Genomic DNA, 21,117 nt, shown 5'->3' with positions numbered 1-21,117 from the left:
GCCGGAGTCTGTGCCCGCATCGCCGCCCGCATCCTCGCCCTCACCACCGCGATCTGGCACAACGACCACATCGGCGCGGACATCCACCGATCACTGATCGCCTACGACCACTGACCCTTGGACTCATTCATGTAGGCGGCGGCTCCGACACGCGCCACCGATCGGCGCCCGCCCTGTGGATAAGAGTCCGCAGGTAGGGCAGAAGTCGGCGCGCCGCCGCCCCAGCACGCGCCTGAGCACCTTCTCCTCAGTCGCCGTGGCTCCGTCACAGCTCCCTCGGGCGCTCTGAGACACTAGCCCGGTGAGCGTGACGCCTGCCGAGATCGCCGCCGCCGCGACGCGGACCATCGCGCAACGAACACCGCTGGAGCGCTCCGAGCGCCTCAGCGAGCGGTACGGCGTCGAGGTGCTGCTCAAACGCGAGGATCTGCAGCTCGGCCGGTCCTACAAGGTGCGCGGCGCCTACAACTTCATGAGCTCGCTCGCGCCCGACGAGCTGGCCAAGGGCGTGGTCTGCGCCAGCGCCGGCAACCACGCGCAGGGTGTGGCGATCTCCGCCGCCAGGCTGGGGGTGAAGGCACACATCTTCGTGCCCACCAACACTCCCCGGCAGAAGCGCGACCGGATCCTGGCCTTCGGCGGCGACTATGTGACCCTCACCCTGGTCGGCGGCACCTTCGACGAGGCCGCGGCGGCCGCCCTCGCCGCCTCCACCCAGGAGGGGTCGACGTACGTCCCCGCCTTCGACGACGAGCGCATCGTCGTCGGGCAGGGCACTGTGGGGGTGGAGCTGACCCAGCAGGCCGAGCGCCCGCTCGACGTCCTCGCCGTGCCGATCGGCGGCGGCGGACTGCTCGCCGGCGTCGCCACCTGGGTCAAGGACGTGTGGCCGGACACCAGGATCGTCGGCATCGAGCCGGTCGGCGCGGCATCGATGCGGGCCGCCCTCGCCGCCGGTCACCCGGTGCAGCTGGACAGGCTCGACACCTTCGTCGACGGCGCCTCCGTCGGCCGGGTCGGCGAGGCGACGTACCCCATCGTCCGGGACCTGGTCGACGAGCTCGTCGAGGTCGAGGTCGGCGCGGTCTGCGTCGAGATGCTCGACCTCTACCAGACCGACGGGATCATCGCCGAGCCCGCCGGGGCGCTCGCGACCGCGGCGCTCGCGCAGCTCGACCTCAGCGGCCGGGTCGGCGTCGTCGTCTCGGGCGGCAACAACGACGTCTCCCGCTACGCCGAGGTGATCGAGCGGGCGCTGGTGCACCAGGGCCTGCGGCACTACTTCTTGGTCAGCTTCCCGCAGAAGCCCGGTGCGCTGCGCGGCTTCCTCGACGACGTCCTGGCCGAGGGCGAGGACATCGTCGTCTTCGAGTACATCAAGAAGTCCAACCGGGAGACCGGCCCGGCGCTCATCGGCATCGACCTCGACCGCGCCGCGAGCATCGGCGGCCTGTTGCAGCGGATGTCGGAGAGCCAGCTGACGATCGAGAAGATCCCGGGGGACAGCCCCCTCTTCACCTTCCTGCGATAAGGAGATCCCGTGGGACGAGCGCCCCGGGAGCGCCGGCCGCTGGCCGAGATCGCCTTCACCGACGCCATCGGTACGCCGTTCTGACCGGTCGGGCGCGCGCTACCGGCGAACCGCGACCTTCCGCGCGAGGCACTTGCGCAATGCTTTGCGCAAGTGCTTCTATGACTCTCGTCACATCGAGACGGCGGGAGATGCACAGTGAGCGAGCAAACAGGCAACGACCCGAGCACTACGGGCGGCCGTCCGACTCCCGTTGGCTCCGCCGTCGCCGCTGCGGAGCTGCCGCCGCCAGCCGCGGCATTGCGCGGCGTCTCCAAGATCTTCGGAGCGACCCGCGCGCTCACCAATATGACCGTGGTGCTGCGACCGGGCCGGGTCACCGCGCTCGTGGGCGAGAACGGCGCGGGCAAGTCCACCTGCGTCAAGACGCTCTCCGGGCTGTACAAGCCCGACGGCGGCCACGTCGAGCTCGGCGGTGAGGAAGTGGCACTGACCAGCCCACTGGACGCCCGGGCGCGCGGCATCGCGGTCGTGAGCCAGCATCCCTCGCTGTTCGGCGACCTGTCGCTGGCCGAGAACATCTTCGCCGGCCAGGAGCTCCGTACGGCGCGCGGCATCCTCGACCACGGCGCGATGCGTACGCGGGCCAAGGTGCTCCTGCAGCAGGTCGGGCTCGACCACGATCCGGCGACCCCCGCCTCCCGACTGAGCACCTCCGAGCACCAGATGCTGGAGATCGCCAAGGCTCTCGCGGTCGAGAGCCGGATCCTGATCCTCGACGAGCCGACCGCGACGCTGTCCAGCGGCGAGGTGGACCGACTGTTCGCGGTGATCGACGATCTTCGGGCCCGGGGCGTGGCGATGCTCTTCGTGGGCCACCGTCTGGAGGAGATCTTCCACATCGCCGACGACCTGGTCATCATGCGCGACGGCCAGCTCGTCCACACCTGCCTGACCTCCGAGCTGACGCCGGACGAGACCATCAACTACATGGTCGGCCGCGAGCTCGGCGACCTCTATCCCGATCGTGCCGGCACTCCCGGCGACGTCGTGCTCGAGGTCAGCGGCCTGTCCACCGTTACGGGCCTCGAGGACGTGTCGCTTCAGGTCCGGGCAGGTGAGGTGGTCGGTCTCGCCGGCCTCGTCGGCAGCGGCCGCACCGAGCTCGCCCGGGTGATCTTCGGCATCGACCGGGCGACCTCGGGCACGATCGAGCTCGACGGCAGGCAGATCCGCCCGACGTCGTCCGCGGAGGCGATGTCCTACGGCATCGCCTATGTGTCCGAGGACCGTCGCGGCCAGTCGGTGATCGAGGACTTCGACATCCTGGAGAACTCCACGCTCCCGGTCATCGCCAAGGCCACCAGGCACGGCCTGATCGCCCGCGCGCGGCAGCTCTCGCTGATCAGTGAGCCGCTCAAGAAGATGAGCCTGAAGTTCGCCTCCTACGGCCAGGCGGTGCGGACGCTCTCCGGCGGCAACCAGCAGAAGGTGGTCATCGCCAAGTGGCTGGCCACGAATCCGCGACTCCTCATCCTCGACGAGCCGACCCAGGGCATCGACGTCGGCGCCAAGGCCGAGGTCCACCGGCTGGTCGCGGACCTGGCCGCCCAGGGCATCGGCGTGCTGATGATCTCCTCGGACCTGCCCGAGGTCCTCGGCATGTCCGACCGGGTGCTGGTCATGCGCAGTGGCCGCCTGGTCGCCGAGTTCGGTCGGGACGAGGCCAGTGAGGAGAGCATCGCACGAGCCGCCACCGGCGCGGGTGAGGCTCAGAGCAGCCGGCCGGAGGGCGCGGGCCCCGCGCTGGCGGCCGAGGAGACCCCCGGCCTGCTCACCTTGCTGATGCAGCGCCGCGAGCTCGGTCTGCTCGCGGTGCTGATCGCCGTCTCGGTGATCGCCACCGTGGTCAACTCCAACTTCCTGACCTATACCAACCTCTCCCGGCTCGCCGCGGAGGCATCGCTGGTGGGGATCGTGGCGCTGGGTCAATTCCTCGTGATCCTGACGAGGAATATCGACGTGTCGGTGGCATCGACGATCGGCCTGGCCGCCTTCATCTTCGGCGATCTGGTCAGAGACGGTACGCCGCTGTTGGTCGCGGCCCTGCTCACCCTGGTGCTCGGCCTGGTCCTGGGTCTGGTCAACGGGCTGGTGGTCGCCTACGGAAACGTCCCGTCGATCGTCGTCACCCTCGGCACCTTGTACGTCTACCGGGGCATCGACGCGATCCTCTCCAATGGCGACCAGATCTCGCCCGGCACGATCCCCGCGGGCTTCGCGGAGTTCGTCGAGTCCAAGCCGCTCGGTATCCCGATGCTGACCGTCATCTTCCTGGTGCTGGCCGTCGTGCTCGCTGCCGCGTTGACCTGGACCGCCGCGGGCCGTCAGTTCTTCCAGGTCGGCTCCAACCCGGAGGGCGCCCGCGCGATCGGTCTCAACGTCGAGCGGAAGCTGCTCGCCGCGTTCGTCACCTGCGGCATCCTGGCCGCTCTCGCCGGGGTCCTGTGGGCGACCCACTATGGCGCCGTCGACGGGCAGACGGCCTACGGCGAGGAGTTGCGCATCATCGCCGCGGTCGTCGTGGGCGGCGTCGCCCTGCGCGGCGGTCGCGGCACGGTCCTCGGCGTCGCGCTCGGCACGCTGGTGCTCTTCACGCTCTACAACGCGTTGACGCTGGCCCGGGTCGATCCCCTCGCCATCCAGGCGTTCTACGGCGCGGCCATCATCCTCGCCGTCGCCTTCGACTCGGTGCTGTCGCGCCGCTCGGCCCAGCAGAAGACGGTGATCTGAGATGAACCTCGACGAGGTCAAGCGCTTCATGGTCCGCTGGGAGTCCCTGCTCGCGGTCGCCACGATCCTGTTCATCGTCATCGCCGGCGCGACCACGCCCGGGCTGCTCAGCGACGCGTCCAAGACCGCCGCCTTCCAGCTCACCGCGGAGAAGGCGATCCTGGCGCTGCCGCTGATGATGCTGATCATCGCCCGCGAGATCGACATCTCGGTGGCCAGCATCGCGGCCTTCTCCTCGATCTTCGCCGGCATGCTCATGGAGGCCGGGGCGCCGGTGCTGATCGCCGCTCTCGCTGCCGTGATCGTGGGCGCCCTGTGCGGGTGCGTCAACGGATTCTGCGTGACGGTGCTCGGCATGCCCTCCCTCGTCGTCACGCTCGGCACGCTCGCGCTCTTCCGCGGCCTGTGCTACGCGATGCTCGGCAGCACCCCGATCACCGACGTGAGCCCCGGGCTGATCGACTGGGTCTACGGCACCCTGCCGGGGTCGTGGATCTCCAACGCCTTCCTGCCCACGCTGCTGCTGATCCCGGTCTTCGCCATCGCGCTCCACTTCCGGCCGGTCGGACGGCAGATCTACACGATCGGGGGCGAGCCCGCCGTCGCGACCTACTCCGGCGTGCGGACCCAGCGGGTGCGCTTCGGCCTCTTCGTGGTCTCCGGCGCGGTCGCAGCGGTCGCAGGAGTCATCGCGATCGGTCGCACCAGCCAGGTCTCCCCGGACGCGCTGTTCGGCTACGAGCTCGACGCGATCACGATCGTGTTCCTGGGCGGGATCTCCTTCCTGGGCGGCAAGGGCCGGATCAGCGGCGTCCTGTGGGCGATGCTCCTGGTGATCGCGCTGCGCCAGACGCTGCTGCTCAACGGCCAGGGGCAGTATGCGCAGGGCACGGCCGTCGGCGTACTGCTGATCGGATCCCTGCTCCTGGCCAACGTCTCCCAGCGCATCTCCGGCTGGGTGACCGATCGCAGGCTGCGGGCACGGATCGCGCAAGAGGAAGCGTCTCCGGCGGCCCCTGCCGAAGCGTCGGCGTGAGCAGCGGAGCCAAGGGAGAAGAGACCATGAAGTCCACGCCAGTGCGCATCGTCATCGCGGTGGTGGTCGCCGCCCTCGTCCTGCTGGGTGCGAAGAGTACGTCGTCCGGCGACGTGCTCGGCGCCAACCCGGCTTGCCGGGAGGGGAAGGGAAAGATCGGCTTCGTCCCGAAGCTGGGCACGGACCCCTACATGACCACGGTGTTCGCCGCGGCCGAGAAGGCCGCGAAGGCCAACGGCACCGAGGTGATCTACACGGCTCCGAGCGAGGCGAACGGGGCGGCTCAGATCCCGTTCGTCTATCAGCTCATGGCTCAGGACGTCTGTGTGATCGCGATCTCGGGCAGCGATGTCATCTCGACCAAGAAGATCATGCAGCTGGCCGCGGAGAAGGGGATCAAGGTCATCTCCTGGGACTCCGACATCGACCCCGACGCCCGCTCGATCTTCGTCAACCAGGCCGCCACCCCGGCGCTCGGCGACCAGATGCTCAACGCCCTGGTCGACATGCTCGGACCGGAGGGCGGGGAGTTCGCCATCCTCTCCTCGACCCCGACCGCGGTGAACCAGAACGCCTGGATCGCCGCCATCCGCGACCGGCTCGCGAGCGACCCGGCGCTGGCGAACTTCAAGCTCGTCAAGGTCGCCTACGGGTTGGAGAAGGCCGACGAGAACGCGCGTCAGGCCACCGGGCTGGTCCAGTCCTACAAGAACCTGAAGGGGATCATCGTGCCCGCAGGCATCGGCCTGCCCGCTGCCGCCCAGGCGCTCGAGCAGACCGGGGACCTGGGGAAGGTCAAGCTCTCGGGGCTCGCTCCCGCGTCGTTGATCAAGCCCTATATCGAGGCCGGCCAGGTTCAGGACGTGTGGTGGAGCGTCCCCGACCTGGGGACCCTCACCTACTACACCGCCCAGGCACTCGCGCGCGGTGACATCACCGGCGCCGAGGGCGAGACCTACGAGGCGGGCGAGCTCGGCACGTTCACGATCGGCGAGAACGGGGTCGTCCTCCTCGGCGAGCCCAAGATCGTCACTCCCGAGAATGTCGACGAGTTCCCGTTCTGAGAGCGCGTTCGAGAACTCGGAAGCGCCGGCTCTAGGGTTGCGTCGAACTCCCACCCACAGCGCGAGGTCATCCACGCATGAGTGCATCCCCGATCAGTGCTCCCGGCGGCCAGTCGGATCTTCTGCCCGATGTCTGCCTGCGCCGCGTCGAGGCCCTGCTCCAGGCCGGCGAGCGCCGGATCCTTGGGATCGCCGGGCCTCCGGGCGCGGGGAAGTCGACCCTCGCGACGGCTCTCCACGCTCACTTCGGGGCCGGGGTCGTGGTCGTCCCGATGGACGGCTTCCACCTCTACCAGAGCGTCCTGGACCGAACCGGTCGGGCGGCGCAGAAGGGCGCCCCCGATACCTTCGACGTCACGGCATATGTCGCGACGCTCCGCCGGATCCGGGCTGCCGAGGGGACGGTGCGCGTGCCCGGCTTCGACCGGGAGGTCGAGGACCCGGTCCCCGACCAGATCGAGGTGCCCAGCGCGGTGCGGCTGGTCATCACCGAGGGCAGCTATCTGCTGCTCGACCGGCCCGGCTGGGACCAGATCGCGGGCCTGCTCGACGAGACCTGGTACGTCGAGGCACCGGACCGGCTTCGGATCGAGCGGCTCACGGCGCGTCACGAGATCTTCGGCAAGGAGCCCGACGAGGCCAAGGCATGGGCGTCGGGAAGCGACCAGAGCAATGCGGAGATCGTCGCCACGACCCGCGACCGGGCGGATCTGGTGCTGACCAACGCCGACGGCTGGGCTGCTTCAGGCCGGCTGACCGCACCCACACGAGTCGCGATGCATGAAGGTCGGGTGCAGGACCACCCGGCGGGCGGGTGACTCGCGTGCTTTGAGCCGGTTGAGCGCGAGCCCGAACGCCTCGGCGCCCATCTCCACCGCGGGCTGGGCCATCACCGTCAGGCGGGGATGGAACAGGTCTGCCCAGGCGAAGTCATCGAAGGCGACCAGCGCCAGGTCGCCAGGGACGCTCATGCCGAGGTCGCGCGCCGCCCTCATCACGCCGATCGTCATCAGGTTGTTGCTGACGACCAGAGCGGTGGGTGGCCGCCGTCCCTGGAGGAGCGCCATCGTCGCCGCATGGGCGCCGTCGGTCGTCGAATCGCCCGAGACCACCAGGTCCTCGTCGACCTCGATGCCGGAGCGGGCCAGGCCTGCCCGGAACCCCGCGACCCGGTCGAGGGTCGTGCTGAGGCCGGGGCGACCGGCGACCATCCCGACCCGGGTGTGCCCGAGGCCGGCCAGATGCTCGGCCAGCAGGGCGGTCGACTCGACGTTCTCCGGGCCGATCTGATCGAGCTCGCGGTTGTCGAGGCGGTCGACCAGGATCACCGGCACGTCCCGCTGCGCGCAGTATCTGAGCGCGCGGTCGGGGTCGCCGCAATGGGCGAGAACGATCGCGTCGACCGAGCGGGCCAGCAGGTGGGTGACCGCGCGCAGCTCCCCGTGCGGGTCGTCGTGGGTCTCGGCGAGCAGTACCGAATAGCCGGCGGCCTCAGCCGCTCGCTCCAGTCCGTGCACGACGTCGCCGAAGTAGACGTTGGAGATCGACGACATCGCCAGGCCGATCATCAGCTGGCCCTCGGTGCGCATCGAGCGGGTCACCCGGTCGGGAACGTATCCCAGCTCGGCCATCGCCGAGAGCACGGCGTCCGCGGTCGCTGGCGCCACTGGCCGGGTCTGGTTCACGACATGGGAGACGGTGGACACGGACACGCCGGCGACCTGTGCGATGTCGGCCATCGACACGGACCGACGTCGCGTTCTCCGTGGCATCGGCAAAGGCTAACAGCCGCTCGATAGCTTGCGTGAACAGTTGCGACGGCTCTGACGCGGCAGGTGAAGGCTTCACAAATTCGTTCTCGGACGACTCCGGGCACCGGGTTGACGCTTACTCTGGTCCGATGAGCGAACTTCCCGTTCTGGACCAGCTGGACCAGCGCATCCTCGGCAGCCTGCTGGAGAAGCAGATCACGGTGCCGGCGGCGTACCCGCTGACGGCCAACGCGCTCCGCTCGGCGTGCAACCAGACCAGCAACCGTGACCCGGTCGTCGACTACGACGAGGCGACCGTGGTGCAGGGGGCGCGTTCGCTCAAGGAGCGCGGGCTGGTGCGGATCGTGTGGGCGGACACCGGTCGGCGGACGCTGAAGTACCACCAGACCCTCGAGGAGGTGCTCGGGCTGGAGCCCGACGAGCGGGCGCTGCTGACGGTGCTGCTGCTGCGCGGCGCGCAGGCGCCCGGCGAGCTCAGGACCCGCGCCGAGCGACTGCACGGGTTCGCCGACCGCGAGCAGGTCGAGGAGTGCCTGCGGCGGATGGCGGCACGGCCGCTGCCGCTGGTCGCCGAGCTGGAGCGCCGGGCCGGGCAGCACGATCGGCGCTGGGTCCATCTGCTCGGGCCGGCGCCACAGGCGGAGGTCGCGCCGGCCGTCGACCTCGACGCGGTGATCGCGGGCGGCGCCGAGGAGCGGGACGCGCGCGTGCGGGCGGCGTACGACGCCGTCGCTGCCGGCTATGCCGCCGCGGTGGCCGACGAGCTCGCGTCGCTGCCGTTCGAGACCTGGCTGCTCGACCGGGTCGCCGACCACGTCGCGGGCGGCCCGGTCATGGAGGCCGGCACCGGCCCCGGGCACGTCACCGCCTATCTGGCCGACCGCGGCGCCGACGCCATCGGGATCGACTTCTCGCCCGGCATGATCGAGGAGGCCCGCCGGCGCTTCCCCGACGGCAGCTACGAGGTCGACGACCTGCGCTGGCTCAGTCGACCGGCCAGCGCCCGGGGCTGGCGGGCCGTGCTCGCCTGGTTCTCCCTGATCCACCTGGCCGGCTCCGAGTTGCCGGAGGCCATCGCCGCGCTGGTGCGACCGCTGGATCCCGGCGGGTGGCTCGTCCTCGGCCTCCACGCAGGCGCCGAGATCCGGCACGTCGAGGAGTGGTTCGACGAGCAGATCGACCTCGACTTCGTGCTGCACGACCCCGGCGCCGTGCTCGACGTGGTGGAGGCGGCCGGCCTCGTCGACATCGAGTGGTACGTGCGCGGCCCCCTCGACGAGCGGTGCGAGACGGTGCAACGCTTCTACGTGATCGCCCGCAAACCCCAGAACTGAGCGTCCGCGAGAGGCTGCGCCCTCGCCTTCGACCATGCCGACCGGCTACTCGTGGCCGGAACTGTGTGAGAGCGGCGCTCGTTGAGAGCTGCGTGACCGAGCGACCTCGAAGTCCGTGGCCCCCTGACCTTCTCGTACGACGACTGGTCGTGGTCAGGGGGAGATTAGAGATCGCGCCGGTAGGTCTCGCCCGCTGCACGCGCGCTGGCTTCGTTGCCGTCGTTCGACGGCCAACCAGGCCGCCTCGCTCCGGCGCCTCGCCATCGCACGCGCATCGCAACGACGACACCCACCGGCGCGATCTCTCGTCGTGAGCGATTGGCTCATGATCGCGGTGGGGCTGGTCCTCACCGTCGGGACCGGGGTCTTCGTCGCCGCGGAGTTCGCGCTGGTCAACCTCGACCGCCACGACCTCGAGACCCGCAGAGAGCACGGCGAGAGGCGGCTCACCCCGACGATCACCGCGCTGCGGCACACCTCGACGCAGCTGTCGTCGGCCCAGCTCGGCATCACCCTCACCACGCTGCTCACCGGCTACACCTTCGAGCCGGCGGTCAGTGCCCTGCTCGAGTCGCCGCTGGAGGCGGCCGGCGTGCCCGACGGCGCCGTGCCGGGGATCGGCGCGGTGGTCGGCGTACTCCTCGCCACGCTGTTCTCCATGGTGATCGGCGAGCTGGTGCCGAAGAACTTCGCGCTCGCCGTGCCGCTGGCCACCGCCAAGCTCGTCGTCCCGCTGCAGCTCGGCTTCACGACCCTGTTCCGGCCGATCGTCGCGCTGCTCAACAACACCGCCAACGCGGTCATCCGCGGCTTCGGCATCGAGCCCAAGGAGGAGCTCTCCGGCGCCCGCACCGCCGAGGAGCTGACCTACCTGATCCGGCACTCCGCCGACGAGGGCGCGCTGGAGGCCGAGGACGCGACGCTGCTCGACCGCACCCTGCGGTTCGCCTCGCTCGACGCCGGCGACGTGATGACCCCGCGGGTCAGGATGGCCACGGTGCGTCTCGACGACACCGCCGAGGAGGTCATCGCGGTCTCCTCGCGCACCGGCTTCTCCCGGCTCCCCGTGCTCGACGACGGCCCCGACGACATCGCCGGCTTCGTCCACGTCAAGCAGGCCTTCGCGGTGCCGTACGACGACCGGGGGAGCGTGACCGCCGGCGAGCTGATGACCGAGCCGCTGCGCGTCCCGGAGACCATGTCGGCCGAGCGGCTGCTCACCGAGCTGCGCTCGGGCGGCCTGCAGATCGCTGTCGTCGCCGACGAGTACGGCGGCACCGCCGGCGTCGTCACCCTGGAGGACCTGGTCGAGGAGATCGTCGGCGAGCTGCAGGACGAGCACGACCGGTTCCGGGTCGGCCTCACCCGCACCGGCCGGTCGATCACCTTCGACGCCACCTGGCGACCCGACGAGCTGCTGGAGCGGACCGGCGTCGCAGTGCCCGACGACGGCGACTGGGACACCGTCGGCGGCTATCTCACCGCGCAGCTGGACCGGATCCCCGAGGTCGGCGACGAGGTCGAGCTGCCCGCCGGCTCGCTGCGCGTCGACCGGGTCCACGGCCCGCACGCCTCCCGGCTGCAGTTCATCCCCGCCGAGGCGGGTGACTCATGATCGGCATCGCCTGGCTCGTCGTACTGCTGGCGGGCAACGCCTTCTTCGTCGGCGCCGAGTTCGCCGTCATCTCCGCGCGCCGCTCCCAGATCGAGCCGCGCGCGGCGGCCGGCAGCCGGGCCGCCCGCAGCACGCTGTGGGCGATGGAGCACGCCACCTTGATGCTGGCCACCAGCCAGCTCGGCATCACCGTCTGCTCGCTGCTGATCCTGACCGTCTCCGAGCCGGCCATCCACCACCTGCTGGAGCACCCGCTCGGCTGGACCGGCCTCGGCCACGACGCCATCGGCATCGGCGCCTTCGTCATCACCCTCGCCCTGGTCACCTTCCTGCACGTCGTCTTCGGCGAGATGGTGCCCAAGAACCTCTCCTTCTCGGTCCCCGACCGCGCCGCGCTGATCCTGGCGCCGCCGCTGGTGTGGCTCTCGCGGGTCCTCCACCCGGTGATCTGGACGCTCAACTGGCTGGCCAACCACGTCCTCCGCCTGTTCCGGGTCGAGCCCAAGGACGAGGCCGCCAGCGCCTTCACGCTGGCGGAGGTGGCCGGCATCGTCGAGCAGTCCCGCCGGGAGGGCACCCTCTCCGACGACGCCGGCACGCTGGCCGGCGCCTTCGAGTTCACCGACAAGCGTGCCGCCGACATCGAGGTGCCGCTCGCCGAGATGGTGCTGCTGCCGCCCGACGCCACCCCGCGCGACATCCAGCGGGCGGTGGTCGCATGCGGCTACTCCCGCTATGTCGTCACCGACGAGGACGGAGCACCGGCCGGCTACCTCCACATGAAGGACGTCATGGACCTGGCCGGCGCCTCTGTCGACCAGCCCATCCCCGCCAAGCGGATCCGCCGGCTGCCGGCGGTGCCGCGAGACGCCGAACTGGAGGACGCGATGGCCCGGCTGCGGCACCACGGCGCCCATGTCGCGCGCACCGTCGACGAGGCGGGCGCTACCACCGGCCTGCTCTACCTCGAGGACGCCATCGAGGTCCTGGTCGGCGAGATCAACGACGCCCTCTCGACCTGAGGCTCGGCCGGACCTCGGCCGGACCCTCGGCCGGACTCAGCGTCTCAGCACGATCCGCTGGCCGGCGACGACGACCTTGGCCTTGCGGTGAGCGCGGAAGTAGGCCCGACCGGCCTTGGTGAGCCTGAGCTTGACCTTCTTGGTGGCACCGGCGCCGACGGCGTACTTGCCCTTGGCGAGCGTCTTCTTCTTCAGCTTCGCCGCGAGCTTGCCGGTGCAGGCGGTCGTCGTGGTGCAGGTCGCCCGCAACACCGCCTTGCCGGCCTTGACCTTCGCCTTGGGCGCAATCGTCAGGCCCGCGCCACCTCCCTGGGAGGCGATGGCCGCGTTGAAGGCGGCGATCGTCACCCGCCCGATCCGGTTCAGGTCCGCGTCGGTGAACCACAGGTTGCCGTCGGGGCCCTGGGTGACGGAGTCGGCGGCGTAGCCGTCGGGGAGCAGCGCCACCTGATACTGACCGGCCGGGCTGACGTGCCCGATGCCGGCGCCGTGATGGGTCGTGAACCAGACGCCGCCGTCGGAGGCGGGGGTGAGCCCGGCCGGGAGGAGGTCGGGGTACGGCGACGGGAACGGCGTCGGGATGCCGCTGGTCGACATCTTCGCGACGATGCCGTCGTAGCTCCGGACGAACAGCGAGCCGGGGCTGAACTGGGCGTACCAGATGTTGCCGCCCGAGGTCGTCATCGAGACGATCTCGCCGTTGTCCCCGGTGGCCGGGTAGGTGGTCAGCGACCCCGACTCGGTGATCCGCTCGATCCTGTTAGAGCCGTCGCTGTACCACAGCGCGCCGTCGGGTCCGAGCGTCGACTCGACGTCGGCGTAGTACTCCGGCTCGTCGAAGAAGGCGGTCTCCTCGGCGGTCGCGTCGAGCCGGGTGATGTCCTCGCCGTCGCCGTAGCTGAGCCAGGCGCCGCCGTCGGGGGTGGCGGCCAGCGAGCTGAACTCCACGTAGCCGGGGAAGTTGAACAGCGCCTGGGTCACTCCCGCCGGGTCCATCCAGGCGGCCCGGCCGTCCAGCGCCCCGCCGTCGGCGAGGAACCACAGCTGGCCCGAGGTGGCCGCCGTGAGCTGACGCGGACCGTAGCCGGGCGCGCCGGCACCGTCGGGGACGTCGTACTCGGTGATGGTGCCGGCGGTGTCGATCCGGCCGATCTTGCCGGCGTTCTCCTCGGCGAACCAGACCGCGCCGTTCCAGGACACGATGCCGCCCTGGCCGAAGTCCGGGCCCTGGGTGGCCTCGATCAGCCCGGAGTCGCCGCTGGGCACCGCCCAGGTCTCGATCGCCAGCGGGGACCCGAAGTTGCCGGTGATGGCCGCGTGAGTGGCGGGCGCGATCGACACCGAGGCCGCCGAGGCCAGCAGCGCGAGGGCCGGGACGAGGACGGCAGTACGACGCAACGAGATCAGCACCGGGCCATGATCGGTTGCCGTCGGACGAGATGGCAACCACCCTGGACCGATCGGGCCGCTCCCGGCGGCGACGGTCCGCCCGAGCCGAGGTCGGGTCAGACGCCGGCGAGCTCCGGGTCGGCGTCGTCCTCCTGGTAGTGATCGGCCAGGTGCGGCCGGTGCAGCGACTCGCCCTCGACGTCCACCTTGGGCAGGATCTTGTCGAGCCACTGCGGCAGCCACCAGGCCTTCTCGCCCATGAGGTACATCAGCGCCGGGATCAGGCACATCCGCACCACGAAGGCGTCGAAGAGGACCGCCGCGGCGAGCGCGAAGCCCATCGACTTCACGATCGCGTCGGGCATCAGGATGAAGCCGGCGAACACCGAGGTCATGATGAGCGCGGCCGCGGTCACCACGCGGGCGGAGTTGCGGAAGCCGTCCACGACCGCCTCCCGCGGCGAGGCCCCGTGCACGTGCGCCTCCCGGATCCGGGTCACCAGGAAGACCTGGTAGTCCATCGCCAGACCGAAGACCACGCCGATGAGGAAGATCGGGATGAAGCTGACGATGGGCTGGCCGGGGAACCAGCCGAAGGTGCCCTCCTGGAAGATCGCCACCGTGACGCCGAGCGTCGCCAGCACCGACAGCAAGAAGCCGAGGGTGGCGGTGAGCGGCACCAGGATGGAGCGGAAGACCACCATCAGCAGCAGGAAGGCCAGCCCGATCACGATCGCGAGATAGGGCGCCAGCGCGCCGGCCAGCTTGGCGCTGACGTCGACCTGGATCGGCACCATGCCGGTGATGCCGAGCTTGACGCCGGTCTGCGCCTCGATGGCCTGCTCGCCGTCGCGCAGCGAGTCGAGCAGCTCCTCGGTGGCGCTGTCCTCCGGGCCGGTCGTGGGCGAGACGACCACGCTGGCGCCGTTCTCGTTGGCGCCGGCCAGTATCGCGGCGGCCACGTTCTGGTGGTCTCCCGCCCAGGCCGTGACGGCGTCGTACGCCGCCTGCTGCTCGTCGGCGGGCACGTCACGCGCGTCCACGACGATGAGCATCGGCGAGAGCCGACCCTGCCCGAAGCCCTCGGCGATCAGGTCGGCGGCCTTGCGCTGGGTGGTGTCCTCGGCGGCGGTGCTGTCGGTCGGCAGCGCCAGGTGGAGGTCCTTCATCGGGATCGCCAGGGCGCCCAGGCCGACCACGACGAGCAGCACCCAGCCCAGCGGCGCCTTGCCGACTACGCGCGCCCAGCGCACCCCGTTGTTGAGGACCAGCCTGCCCTCACGCTGGGGCACATAGCGGCGGAAGGTGCCGCCGAAGGCCTTGGACTTCAACATGCCCAGGATCGCCGGGAGCAGCGTCAGCGCGACCAGGACGGCGACGGTCACCGTCGCGGCGGCACCGAATCCCATCCAGGACAGGAACGGGATGCCCACCACGGCCAGGGCGCACAGCGCGATGACCACGGTCAGGCCGGCGAAGACCACGGCCGAGCCGGCGGTGCCGACCGCGATGCCCATCGCCTCGGCCCGGTCGTCGGTGTGCTCCTGCTCGCCGCGGAAGCGCGCCAGGATGAACAGCGCGTAGTCGATGCCCACCGCGAGGCCGAGCATGGAGGCCAGCGCCGGAGTGGAGCTGGGGATGTCGACGAAGGCCGTCATGGCGGTGATGCCGGTGACGCCGAGACCGACGCCCAGACCGGCGGTGACGATGGGCATACCCGCGGCCACCAGCGAGCCGAAGGTGAGAGCGAGGATCACCAGTGCGATGGCGATGCCGATCAGCTCCGCGGCGGCGCCCTCCTGCTCCATCGACTGCATCGCGCTGCCGCCGACCTCGGTGGTCAGGCCGGCGTCGCGGGCCTGGTCGAGCAGCTTGGTCACCGCGTCCTGCATCTGCGTGGTGACGTCCATCAGGTCGTCCTCGGCGAAGGTGAAGTCGATGGTGCCGATCCGGCCGTCCTGGGACAGGCTCGCCCCGGCGGTGGGCGCCACCACGCCGTCGACCACGTCGGGGTCGGCGTTGAGGCCGTCGACCAGGTCGGTGACGATGCCGGCGTACGGCTCCTCGGCGAGGGTGTGGCCCTCGGGGGCGGCTACCGCGATGGTCCCGGTGGGGGCATCGACGGCGGTGGCCTCGGGGAAGAGCTCTTGCTGCAGCTCGGCGGCCTCGATCGACTCGATGCCGGGCATCGTGAACTGCGTCGACATCGGCTTGGAGAGCAGGCCGGCGACGGCGCCGATGCCGATGAAGGCGATCAGCCAGCCGGCGAGGAAGATCGGCCACCGCCGGTAGGCGGTCTTGCCGAGTCGGTAGAGCAGGGTAGCCATGGGTGGACTCCTGAAGAGGTGGTACGACGGTTTAAGTCGGTCAGTCGAAGAGCTCGACGGCGATGTCGAAGGCTCGGGCGTAGTGCCGGTCCATCGGAGTGGCCGGATCGGCGATGAACGAGTCGAGCGCGGTGTCGAACAGGGCGAGGGTGAAGGTGGCCGCGATCCGCGCCTTGGCGGAGTCGAACCCGGTGCCCTCGCGCTGCAGGATCGCGTCGGTGAAGAGCCCGGTGATCCTGACGAACCGCTCGTGGATGGCGTGGTGCAGTCGAGCGTCGGCCTCGATGATGCGGCGGGTCCGCTCGATGTCGGTCGGGTCGGCGTCCTTGGTGCGCAGCACGTCGACGACGAGCTCCTTGACATCGCTCATCAGGTGGCCGGTGGGGCCACCGGCCATGAACGTCTCGAAGAGCTCCGGCTCGGGGTCCGGCATCGGCCCCAGGACGGCGTCGACCTTGCTCGGCACGTAGTTGAACAGCGTCCGCCGGGAGATGCCGGCGCACTCGGCGAGCTCGTCCATGGTGAACCCGTCGAGGCCGCGCTCGTCGGTGAGCTGCTGGGCGCAGAGCGTGATCGCGTGACGGGTCCGCGCCCGACGCTCGTCGATTGCACTCTGGGTCACAAAGTGCAGTCTTGCACTATGTCATCACAAGTGCAAAACAGGCCTGCCCGCCGCGTTCCGCCCGGTGTGTCGAGTCCTCGAACACGCTCTCAGATGCCAGCGGACTCGGCGGCGTAGAGCGCCGCCCCGACGACGCCCGCCTTGTTGAGCAGCGTGGCGGGGATGATCTCGGTGTCGATGTCGATGAGCGGTCCGAACTCGGCGAAGTCCTTCGAGACCCCGCCGCCGACCAGGAACAGGTCGGGGGAGAACAGCCTCTCCAGGGTGCGGTAGTAGGTGGTGAGCCGCCCGGCCCACTTCTCCCAGGACAGGTCGTCGCGCTCGCGGGCGGAGTTGGCGGCCCGGTGCTCGGCGACGTGGCCGTCGATCTCGAGGTGGCCGAGCTCGGAGTTGGGCACCAGCACGCCGTCGTACAGCAGGGCGGAGCCGATGCCGGTGCCCAGCGTGGTGAGCATGACCAGGCCCTGCCGGCCCGCCGCCGCGCCGTAGCGCACCTCGGCCAGCCCGGCCGCGTCGGCGTCGTTGACCACGTGCACCTCACGGCCGGTGGCCTCGGTGAAGAGTCTGTCGGCATCGGTGCCGATCCAGGAGCCGTCGATATTGGCGGCGGAGTGCACCACGCCATGCCGTACGACGCCCGGCACCGTCACGCCTACCGGACCGTCGCTGTCCGGGAACTGCCCCAGCAGCTCGACGAACACCTCGGCGATCGCCTCCGGCGTGGACTTCCCGGGGGTCTTGATGCGCACCCGCTCCGCGGCGAAGTCGCCCTGGTCGAGATCGACCGGAGCGCCCTTGATCCCGGTCCCGCCGAAGTCGATGCCGAATGCCATCACGGGGCTCACTCTAGACTTCGGGGCCTGTCGGCCGCGGTCACCAGGAGGTCGTTGCTCGGTGCCGTCGCGGCCTTCAAGAAGGAGAACGCCGTGCCCTAGGATCGCCGCCATGGTCGGCACGCTGGCAGTTCGGGACACGCGCAACCGGGTCCTGGACGCTGCCGTCCGGCTGACGATCGAGGTCGGCTGGGCACAGGTGACGATGACCGCCCTGGCGCGCACCGCCGGGGTCAGCCGGCAGACCCTCTACAACGAGGTCGGCGTGAAGTCCGAGCTCGCCCAGGCGATGGTGCTGCGGGAGATGGAGCGCTTCCTCGACGTCGTCTCCGGCGCCTTCGACCGCCATCCGCGCAGCCTGATCACGGCGATCCGGGCAGCCTGCAAGGGCGTCCTCGAGCGGGCCCGCGACAACCCGCTGCTGGTGGCCGTCGCGACGGCCACGCACGGCGGCGACACCGAGCTGCTGCCGTTCCTGACCACTCACTCCGACTGGCTGCTGGAGGGATCGCGGGTCACCATCCGAGCCCGCGTCGCCGACTACCAGCCGCCGCTCGACGACCGCGAGCTCGACACCGCCATCGACATCGTGGTCCGCACCGTCCTCTCCCACGTCATGCACCCGTCCGGCACCCCAGCGCAGACCGCCGACGGCATCGCCTGGATGGCCGGCCAGCTGCTCAAGGCGGCCACGATCGAGGTCCCCGAGCCCCGCGCCGAAGGAGCTCGCTGAGAGCGCGCCCGCCCGGATATAGGGTTGACCGCCGGGAGGGACGGCATGGGTCTGCGGCACGGGTCTGCGGGACGGGGTGCACTGGCGGCCATTGCGGCCTGCCTGGCGCTGGCCGCCTGCCAGAGCGACCCGGTCGCCGAGTCCCCCGCCGCAACGGGTACGACGACCACGACCTCCGCCCCGGCGTCGACCGCGACCCCGACCGTGGCCGACCCGGCCCACGCCGTACCGCCGCCGGGGCCGCGCCAGGGAGCACTGGTGCCCGCCGACATCCTGGTGCTGGCCCAGTCGACGATCTCCGATGAGGTGCTCCAGCAGGTGCAGGCGACCCCGGGCGTGACCGGGGCCGTCAAGGTGTCGATGGCGAACGTCAGCGTGGAGGACCGGCTGGTCAACCTCGTCGCCGCCGACCCCGCGTCGTACCGGCTGTTCACCTCCTTCCGCACCGCCGACAACCAGGAGGTCTGGGATCGCGTCGCCGGTGGCGAGGTGGCGGTGGCCGCCGGCCTCCAGCAGCAGCTCGGCGTCGACGACCAGGGCTTCGTGCAGCTCGGCGCCGGCACCGACGCGCCGAAGGTGCACGTCGGCGCCTGGGCCGACCAGATCGATGGCGCGGTCGATGCGGTGGTCAACCCCAAGTGGGGCGAGGCGCTGGGCATTCCCGAGGGCAATGCGCTGCTCATCACCACCACCTCGACGGCCCCCGACCGGGTCGTGAGGCCGCTGCGCAAGGTGGTCGGGAAGGACGCCTCGATCCAGCGGCTCGACGTGGTCGCCCGTGAGGGGCTCGACATCGACGCGGTGCAGTCGCCGGTGCTGGTCGGCACGCTCGCCCAGGTGGTCGGTCACTACACCTACACCGTCAGCGGCGGCCGGGTCGTTCCCGATCCCGCGTGGGTGAAGGCCAATATCGCCACCGAGGTGGTGCCCATCCTCGGCGCGGTCACCTGCAACAAGGCGTTCTTCCCGCAGCTGAAGGCGGCACTGCAGGAGGTCGTCGAGCGGGGGCTGGCCGACAAGATCTACCAGTACGGCGGCTGCTACAACCCCCGCTTCATCGCCGGTAGTCACTCGCTGTCCAACCACGCCTTCGGCCTGGCGATCGACCTCAACGTCCCCGACAACGGCCGCGGCATCCCCGGCGCGATGGACCGCCAGGTGGTCGCCATCTTCGAGAAGTGGGGTTTCACCTGGGGCGGCCGGTGGCGCTACACCGACCCGATGCACTTCGAGATGAACCGGCTGGTGCACCCCGGCTGACCGGGACTTTGGCCCTTATCCGTGGGAGTGGGACCCGCGCATCCCGGGGACCCAAGGTGGTGACAGCGGCGGACCGGTCTACGCGGTCAATCCCGACGGCACTGCAGTCGCGCTCGGGATTGTCGACGCTGTCAGTTCAGTCAACCATCAGACCTTCGCGACGCCGATAGCTACGGCACTGTCGATCACCGGGACGTCCCTGGCAGCCACGGCGGGTGGGAGAGCCCCTTTCGGGTCACTAGTCCGGGAATGGACCCGGCCAGGCGCGCGGCAGCACCCGGCGCAGCCGGGTAGAGGTGGATGAGGTGTTAGGCGGTGGGTTGGAGGGTGACGTGGTAGCCGAGGGCTTCGAGGCCTCGGATGTGGCTGCGCTTCTTGGCGGTGGTCGAGACTCGGCGGTCGTAGTGGTCGGGGCCCAGGTCGGTGAAGGTGGCCTCAGGATCGTGGAGCAGGTGCCAGATGATGACCAGTAGCGAGCGTCCGACCGCGACCACTGCCTTCTTCTTTCCTCCTCGTCGGGCGATGCGTCGGTAGCGGGCGCCGAGGAAGGTATCGGTCCGTGCGGCGCCGGCGGCGGCTTCGCCCAGCACGCTGGCCAGGTAGCGGTTGCCTTTGCCGGTCGAGCCGTTGCCCTTGGTCTTCCCGGCGCTGGCCTTGATCCCGGGGGCGAACCTGGCCCACGAGCACAAGTGCCCGGGAGTCGGGAAGTGAGTCATGTCGGTACCGATCTCGGCGATGATGACAGCGGCCGCGACCGGCCCGATCCCGGGGATCTGATCGAGCCGGGCGGCCGCGTCAGCGAAAGGGGCCAGGTGTTCCTCGATCTGGGTCTCGACCGCGGCGATGTCGGTGTCGGTGGCGTCGATGCGCGCCAGCATCCGGGTCAGTAGGAACCGGTGGTGCTCGCCGAAGGTTCCCGTCTTCAGCCCGGCGAAGGCCTCCTCGAGCTGGGGAATCTTGGCCCGCATCCGGGTCCGTGCCATATCGGCGAGCCTCTTGGGGTCGCGTTCCCCGGCGATCAACGCGGCGAGCATCTGGCGTCCGGAGACGCCGAAGATGTCCGATGCGACCACCGAGAGCTTGATGCAGGCATCTTCGAGGAGCTTCTCGACCCGGTTCTTCTCGCTGTTGCGGACCCCTACCAGATCGGCCCGGTAGCGGGTCAGGTCCCGCAACCGGCGGATCGGGGTAGGTGGCACGAAACTTGGGCGCAGCATCTGTCGCTCGGCGAGCTTGCACAGCCACACCGCGTCCAGCACGTCGGTCTTGGGCCGGCCGGGCAGGTGCTTGACGTCACGGGCGTTGACCAGCCACGGGTCCAGGCCATGGGCCTCGAGCAGATAGAACACCGGCTTCCAGTAGTCGCTGGTGGCCTCCATCACGACACGCTCGATGCGTAGGTCGACCAGCCGCTCAGCCAGTTCGGACAGCGCCCCGACCATGGTCGAGTGCGTGGTCACCTCCTGGACCCGCCGCTTCCCTCCTGCCGGCGCCGGCAGCCGGACACAGCACACGACCTCAGCCTTGCCGATGTCCAGCGCGGCGACCCGCTCGATGATCTGCTCATCGTCCTCGGACTCTGCGAACATCCCGTACTCCTTCGCTCAGACCAGTCTTGTAGTGAAGGCGACCGCCCGGGAGAACCACCAGGGAGACAAGCGAATCTAGTCCTCGCGCTCACACCAGCCCACCACTCATCGGTGGCCCGGATCGGCAGCATTGAAGGGCCCACCACATGGTTCCCCGCCCGGCTAGACGACGGCCTCAAGGAACCATAGGGACAACG

16 protein-coding genes are annotated in these 21,117 nt (G+C 70.2%); 10 read left to right on the top strand and 6 right to left on the bottom strand.

Annotation, left to right across the window (positions count from 1 at the left end; all coding sequences use genetic code 11):
- The first annotated feature begins 301 nt into the window (after positions 1–301).
- From ilvA to QM595_RS00520, 5 genes are all read left to right on the top strand, one after another.
- Positions 302–1,531: a threonine ammonia-lyase IlvA gene (gene ilvA, locus QM595_RS00540; RefSeq protein ID WP_415169561.1), complete on the top strand. Its 1,230-nt coding sequence runs from the start codon at positions 302–304 to the stop codon at positions 1,529–1,531.
- 198 nt (positions 1,532–1,729) lie between these two features.
- Positions 1,730–4,324: an ATP-binding cassette domain-containing protein gene (locus QM595_RS00535; RefSeq protein WP_415169560.1), complete on the top strand. Its 2,595-nt coding sequence runs from the start codon at positions 1,730–1,732 to the stop codon at positions 4,322–4,324.
- A 1-nt stretch (position 4,325) separates the two neighbouring features.
- A complete protein-coding gene (locus QM595_RS00530) occupies positions 4,326–5,360 on the top strand; it encodes an ABC transporter permease (RefSeq protein ID WP_415169559.1) in 1,035 nt (344 codons plus the stop codon).
- A gap of 26 nt (positions 5,361–5,386) precedes the next feature.
- A complete protein-coding gene (locus QM595_RS00525) occupies positions 5,387–6,424 on the top strand; it encodes a substrate-binding domain-containing protein (RefSeq protein WP_415169558.1) in 1,038 nt (345 codons plus the stop codon).
- A 77-nt stretch (positions 6,425–6,501) separates the two neighbouring features.
- On the top strand, positions 6,502–7,242 hold the full coding sequence (locus tag QM595_RS00520; RefSeq protein ID WP_415169557.1) for a nucleoside/nucleotide kinase family protein: 741 nt from the start codon (positions 6,502–6,504) through the stop codon (positions 7,240–7,242).
- Here the strand turns inward: QM595_RS00520 and QM595_RS00515 are convergent.
- Positions 7,168–8,196: a LacI family DNA-binding transcriptional regulator gene (locus tag QM595_RS00515; protein WP_415169556.1), complete on the bottom strand. Its 1,029-nt coding sequence runs from the start codon at positions 8,194–8,196 to the stop codon at positions 7,168–7,170. The genes QM595_RS00520 and QM595_RS00515 overlap by 75 nt on opposite strands.
- A 128-nt stretch (positions 8,197–8,324) precedes the next feature.
- Here QM595_RS00515 and QM595_RS00510 point away from each other — a divergent pair, with 128 nt between their 5' ends.
- The 3 genes from QM595_RS00510 to QM595_RS00500 all read left to right on the top strand — a co-directional run bounded on the left by QM595_RS00510 (position 8,325) and on the right by QM595_RS00500 (position 12,167).
- Positions 8,325–9,530 carry a DUF480 domain-containing protein gene (locus QM595_RS00510; protein WP_415169555.1) on the top strand — a complete coding sequence of 402 codons (1,206 nt, stop codon included), beginning with the start codon at positions 8,325–8,327 and terminating at the stop codon, positions 9,528–9,530.
- Between the two features lie 310 nt (positions 9,531–9,840).
- Positions 9,841–11,145, top strand: a complete 1,305-nt coding sequence (locus QM595_RS00505) for a hemolysin family protein (protein ID WP_415169554.1) — start codon at positions 9,841–9,843, stop codon at positions 11,143–11,145.
- On the top strand, positions 11,142–12,167 hold the full coding sequence (locus QM595_RS00500; protein ID WP_415169553.1) for a hemolysin family protein: 1,026 nt from the start codon (positions 11,142–11,144) through the stop codon (positions 12,165–12,167). Before QM595_RS00505 ends, QM595_RS00500 begins: the two co-directional genes overlap by 4 nt.
- A 36-nt stretch (positions 12,168–12,203) precedes the next feature.
- On the opposite strand, the gene QM595_RS00495 is transcribed toward QM595_RS00500, so the two are convergent.
- From QM595_RS00495 to ppgK, 4 genes are all read right to left on the bottom strand, one after another.
- Positions 12,204–13,577 (bottom strand): hypothetical protein, encoded by a 1,374-nt coding sequence (locus QM595_RS00495; protein WP_415169552.1) that lies wholly within the window; start codon positions 13,575–13,577, stop codon positions 12,204–12,206.
- Between the two features lie 95 nt (positions 13,578–13,672).
- Positions 13,673–15,883: an MMPL family transporter gene (locus tag QM595_RS00490; RefSeq protein ID WP_415169551.1), complete on the bottom strand. Its 2,211-nt coding sequence runs from the start codon at positions 15,881–15,883 to the stop codon at positions 13,673–13,675.
- A gap of 40 nt (positions 15,884–15,923) precedes the next feature.
- The gene (locus QM595_RS00485; protein WP_415169550.1) at positions 15,924–16,505 is read right to left on the bottom strand and encodes a TetR/AcrR family transcriptional regulator; all 582 of its coding nucleotides are present in this window, start codon (positions 16,503–16,505) and stop codon (positions 15,924–15,926) included.
- 89 nt (positions 16,506–16,594) lie between these two features.
- Entirely contained in the window at positions 16,595–17,338 is a 744-nt protein-coding gene (gene ppgK, locus QM595_RS00480) for a polyphosphate--glucose phosphotransferase (protein WP_415169562.1), read from the bottom strand.
- Between the two features lie 112 nt (positions 17,339–17,450).
- Between ppgK and QM595_RS00475 the strand changes: the two genes are divergently transcribed.
- Positions 17,451–18,071, top strand: coding sequence for a TetR family transcriptional regulator (locus QM595_RS00475; protein WP_415169549.1), 621 nt, complete (start codon positions 17,451–17,453; stop codon positions 18,069–18,071).
- Between the two features lie 45 nt (positions 18,072–18,116).
- Positions 18,117–19,331, top strand: coding sequence for a M15 family metallopeptidase (locus QM595_RS00470; RefSeq protein ID WP_415169548.1), 1,215 nt, complete (start codon positions 18,117–18,119; stop codon positions 19,329–19,331).
- 308 nt (positions 19,332–19,639) lie between these two features.
- Here the strand turns inward: QM595_RS00470 and QM595_RS00465 are convergent, their stop codons facing one another.
- Positions 19,640–20,920, bottom strand: a complete 1,281-nt coding sequence (locus QM595_RS00465) for an IS110 family transposase (RefSeq protein WP_415169547.1) — start codon at positions 20,918–20,920, stop codon at positions 19,640–19,642.
- Between the last annotated feature and the right edge of the window lie 197 nt (positions 20,921–21,117).

It is taken from the genome of Nocardioides sp. (genome assembly GCF_047607185.1).
Taxonomy (GTDB): domain Bacteria; phylum Actinomycetota; class Actinomycetes; order Propionibacteriales; family Nocardioidaceae; genus Nocardioides.
The sequence above is the reverse complement of the archived record's forward strand: the minus strand, read 5'-3'. Positions and strand labels throughout refer to the sequence as shown.

Excerpts from the sequence above, each read along its gene's own strand:
- QM595_RS00530 (WP_415169559.1), top strand. The coding sequence starts at position 4,326 with ATGAACCTCGACGAGGTCAAGCGCTTCATGGTCCGCTGGGAGTCCCTG.
- QM595_RS00525 (WP_415169558.1), top strand. The coding sequence starts at position 5,387 with ATGAAGTCCACGCCAGTGCGCATCGTCATCGCGGTGGTGGTCGCCGCC.
- QM595_RS00520 (WP_415169557.1), top strand. The coding sequence starts at position 6,502 with ATGAGTGCATCCCCGATCAGTGCTCCCGGCGGCCAGTCGGATCTTCTG.
- QM595_RS00515 (WP_415169556.1), bottom strand. The coding sequence starts at position 8,196 with ATGCCACGGAGAACGCGACGTCGGTCCGTGTCGATGGCCGACATCGCA.
- QM595_RS00510 (WP_415169555.1), top strand. The coding sequence starts at position 8,325 with ATGAGCGAACTTCCCGTTCTGGACCAGCTGGACCAGCGCATCCTCGGC.
- QM595_RS00500 (WP_415169553.1), top strand. The coding sequence starts at position 11,142 with ATGATCGGCATCGCCTGGCTCGTCGTACTGCTGGCGGGCAACGCCTTC.
- QM595_RS00490 (WP_415169551.1), bottom strand. The coding sequence starts at position 15,883 with ATGGCTACCCTGCTCTACCGACTCGGCAAGACCGCCTACCGGCGGTGG.
- ppgK (WP_415169562.1), bottom strand. The coding sequence starts at position 17,338 with ATGGCATTCGGCATCGACTTCGGCGGGACCGGGATCAAGGGCGCTCCG.
- QM595_RS00475 (WP_415169549.1), top strand. The coding sequence starts at position 17,451 with ATGGTCGGCACGCTGGCAGTTCGGGACACGCGCAACCGGGTCCTGGAC.
- QM595_RS00470 (WP_415169548.1), top strand. The coding sequence starts at position 18,117 with ATGGGTCTGCGGCACGGGTCTGCGGGACGGGGTGCACTGGCGGCCATT.
- QM595_RS00465 (WP_415169547.1), bottom strand. The coding sequence starts at position 20,920 with ATGTTCGCAGAGTCCGAGGACGATGAGCAGATCATCGAGCGGGTCGCC.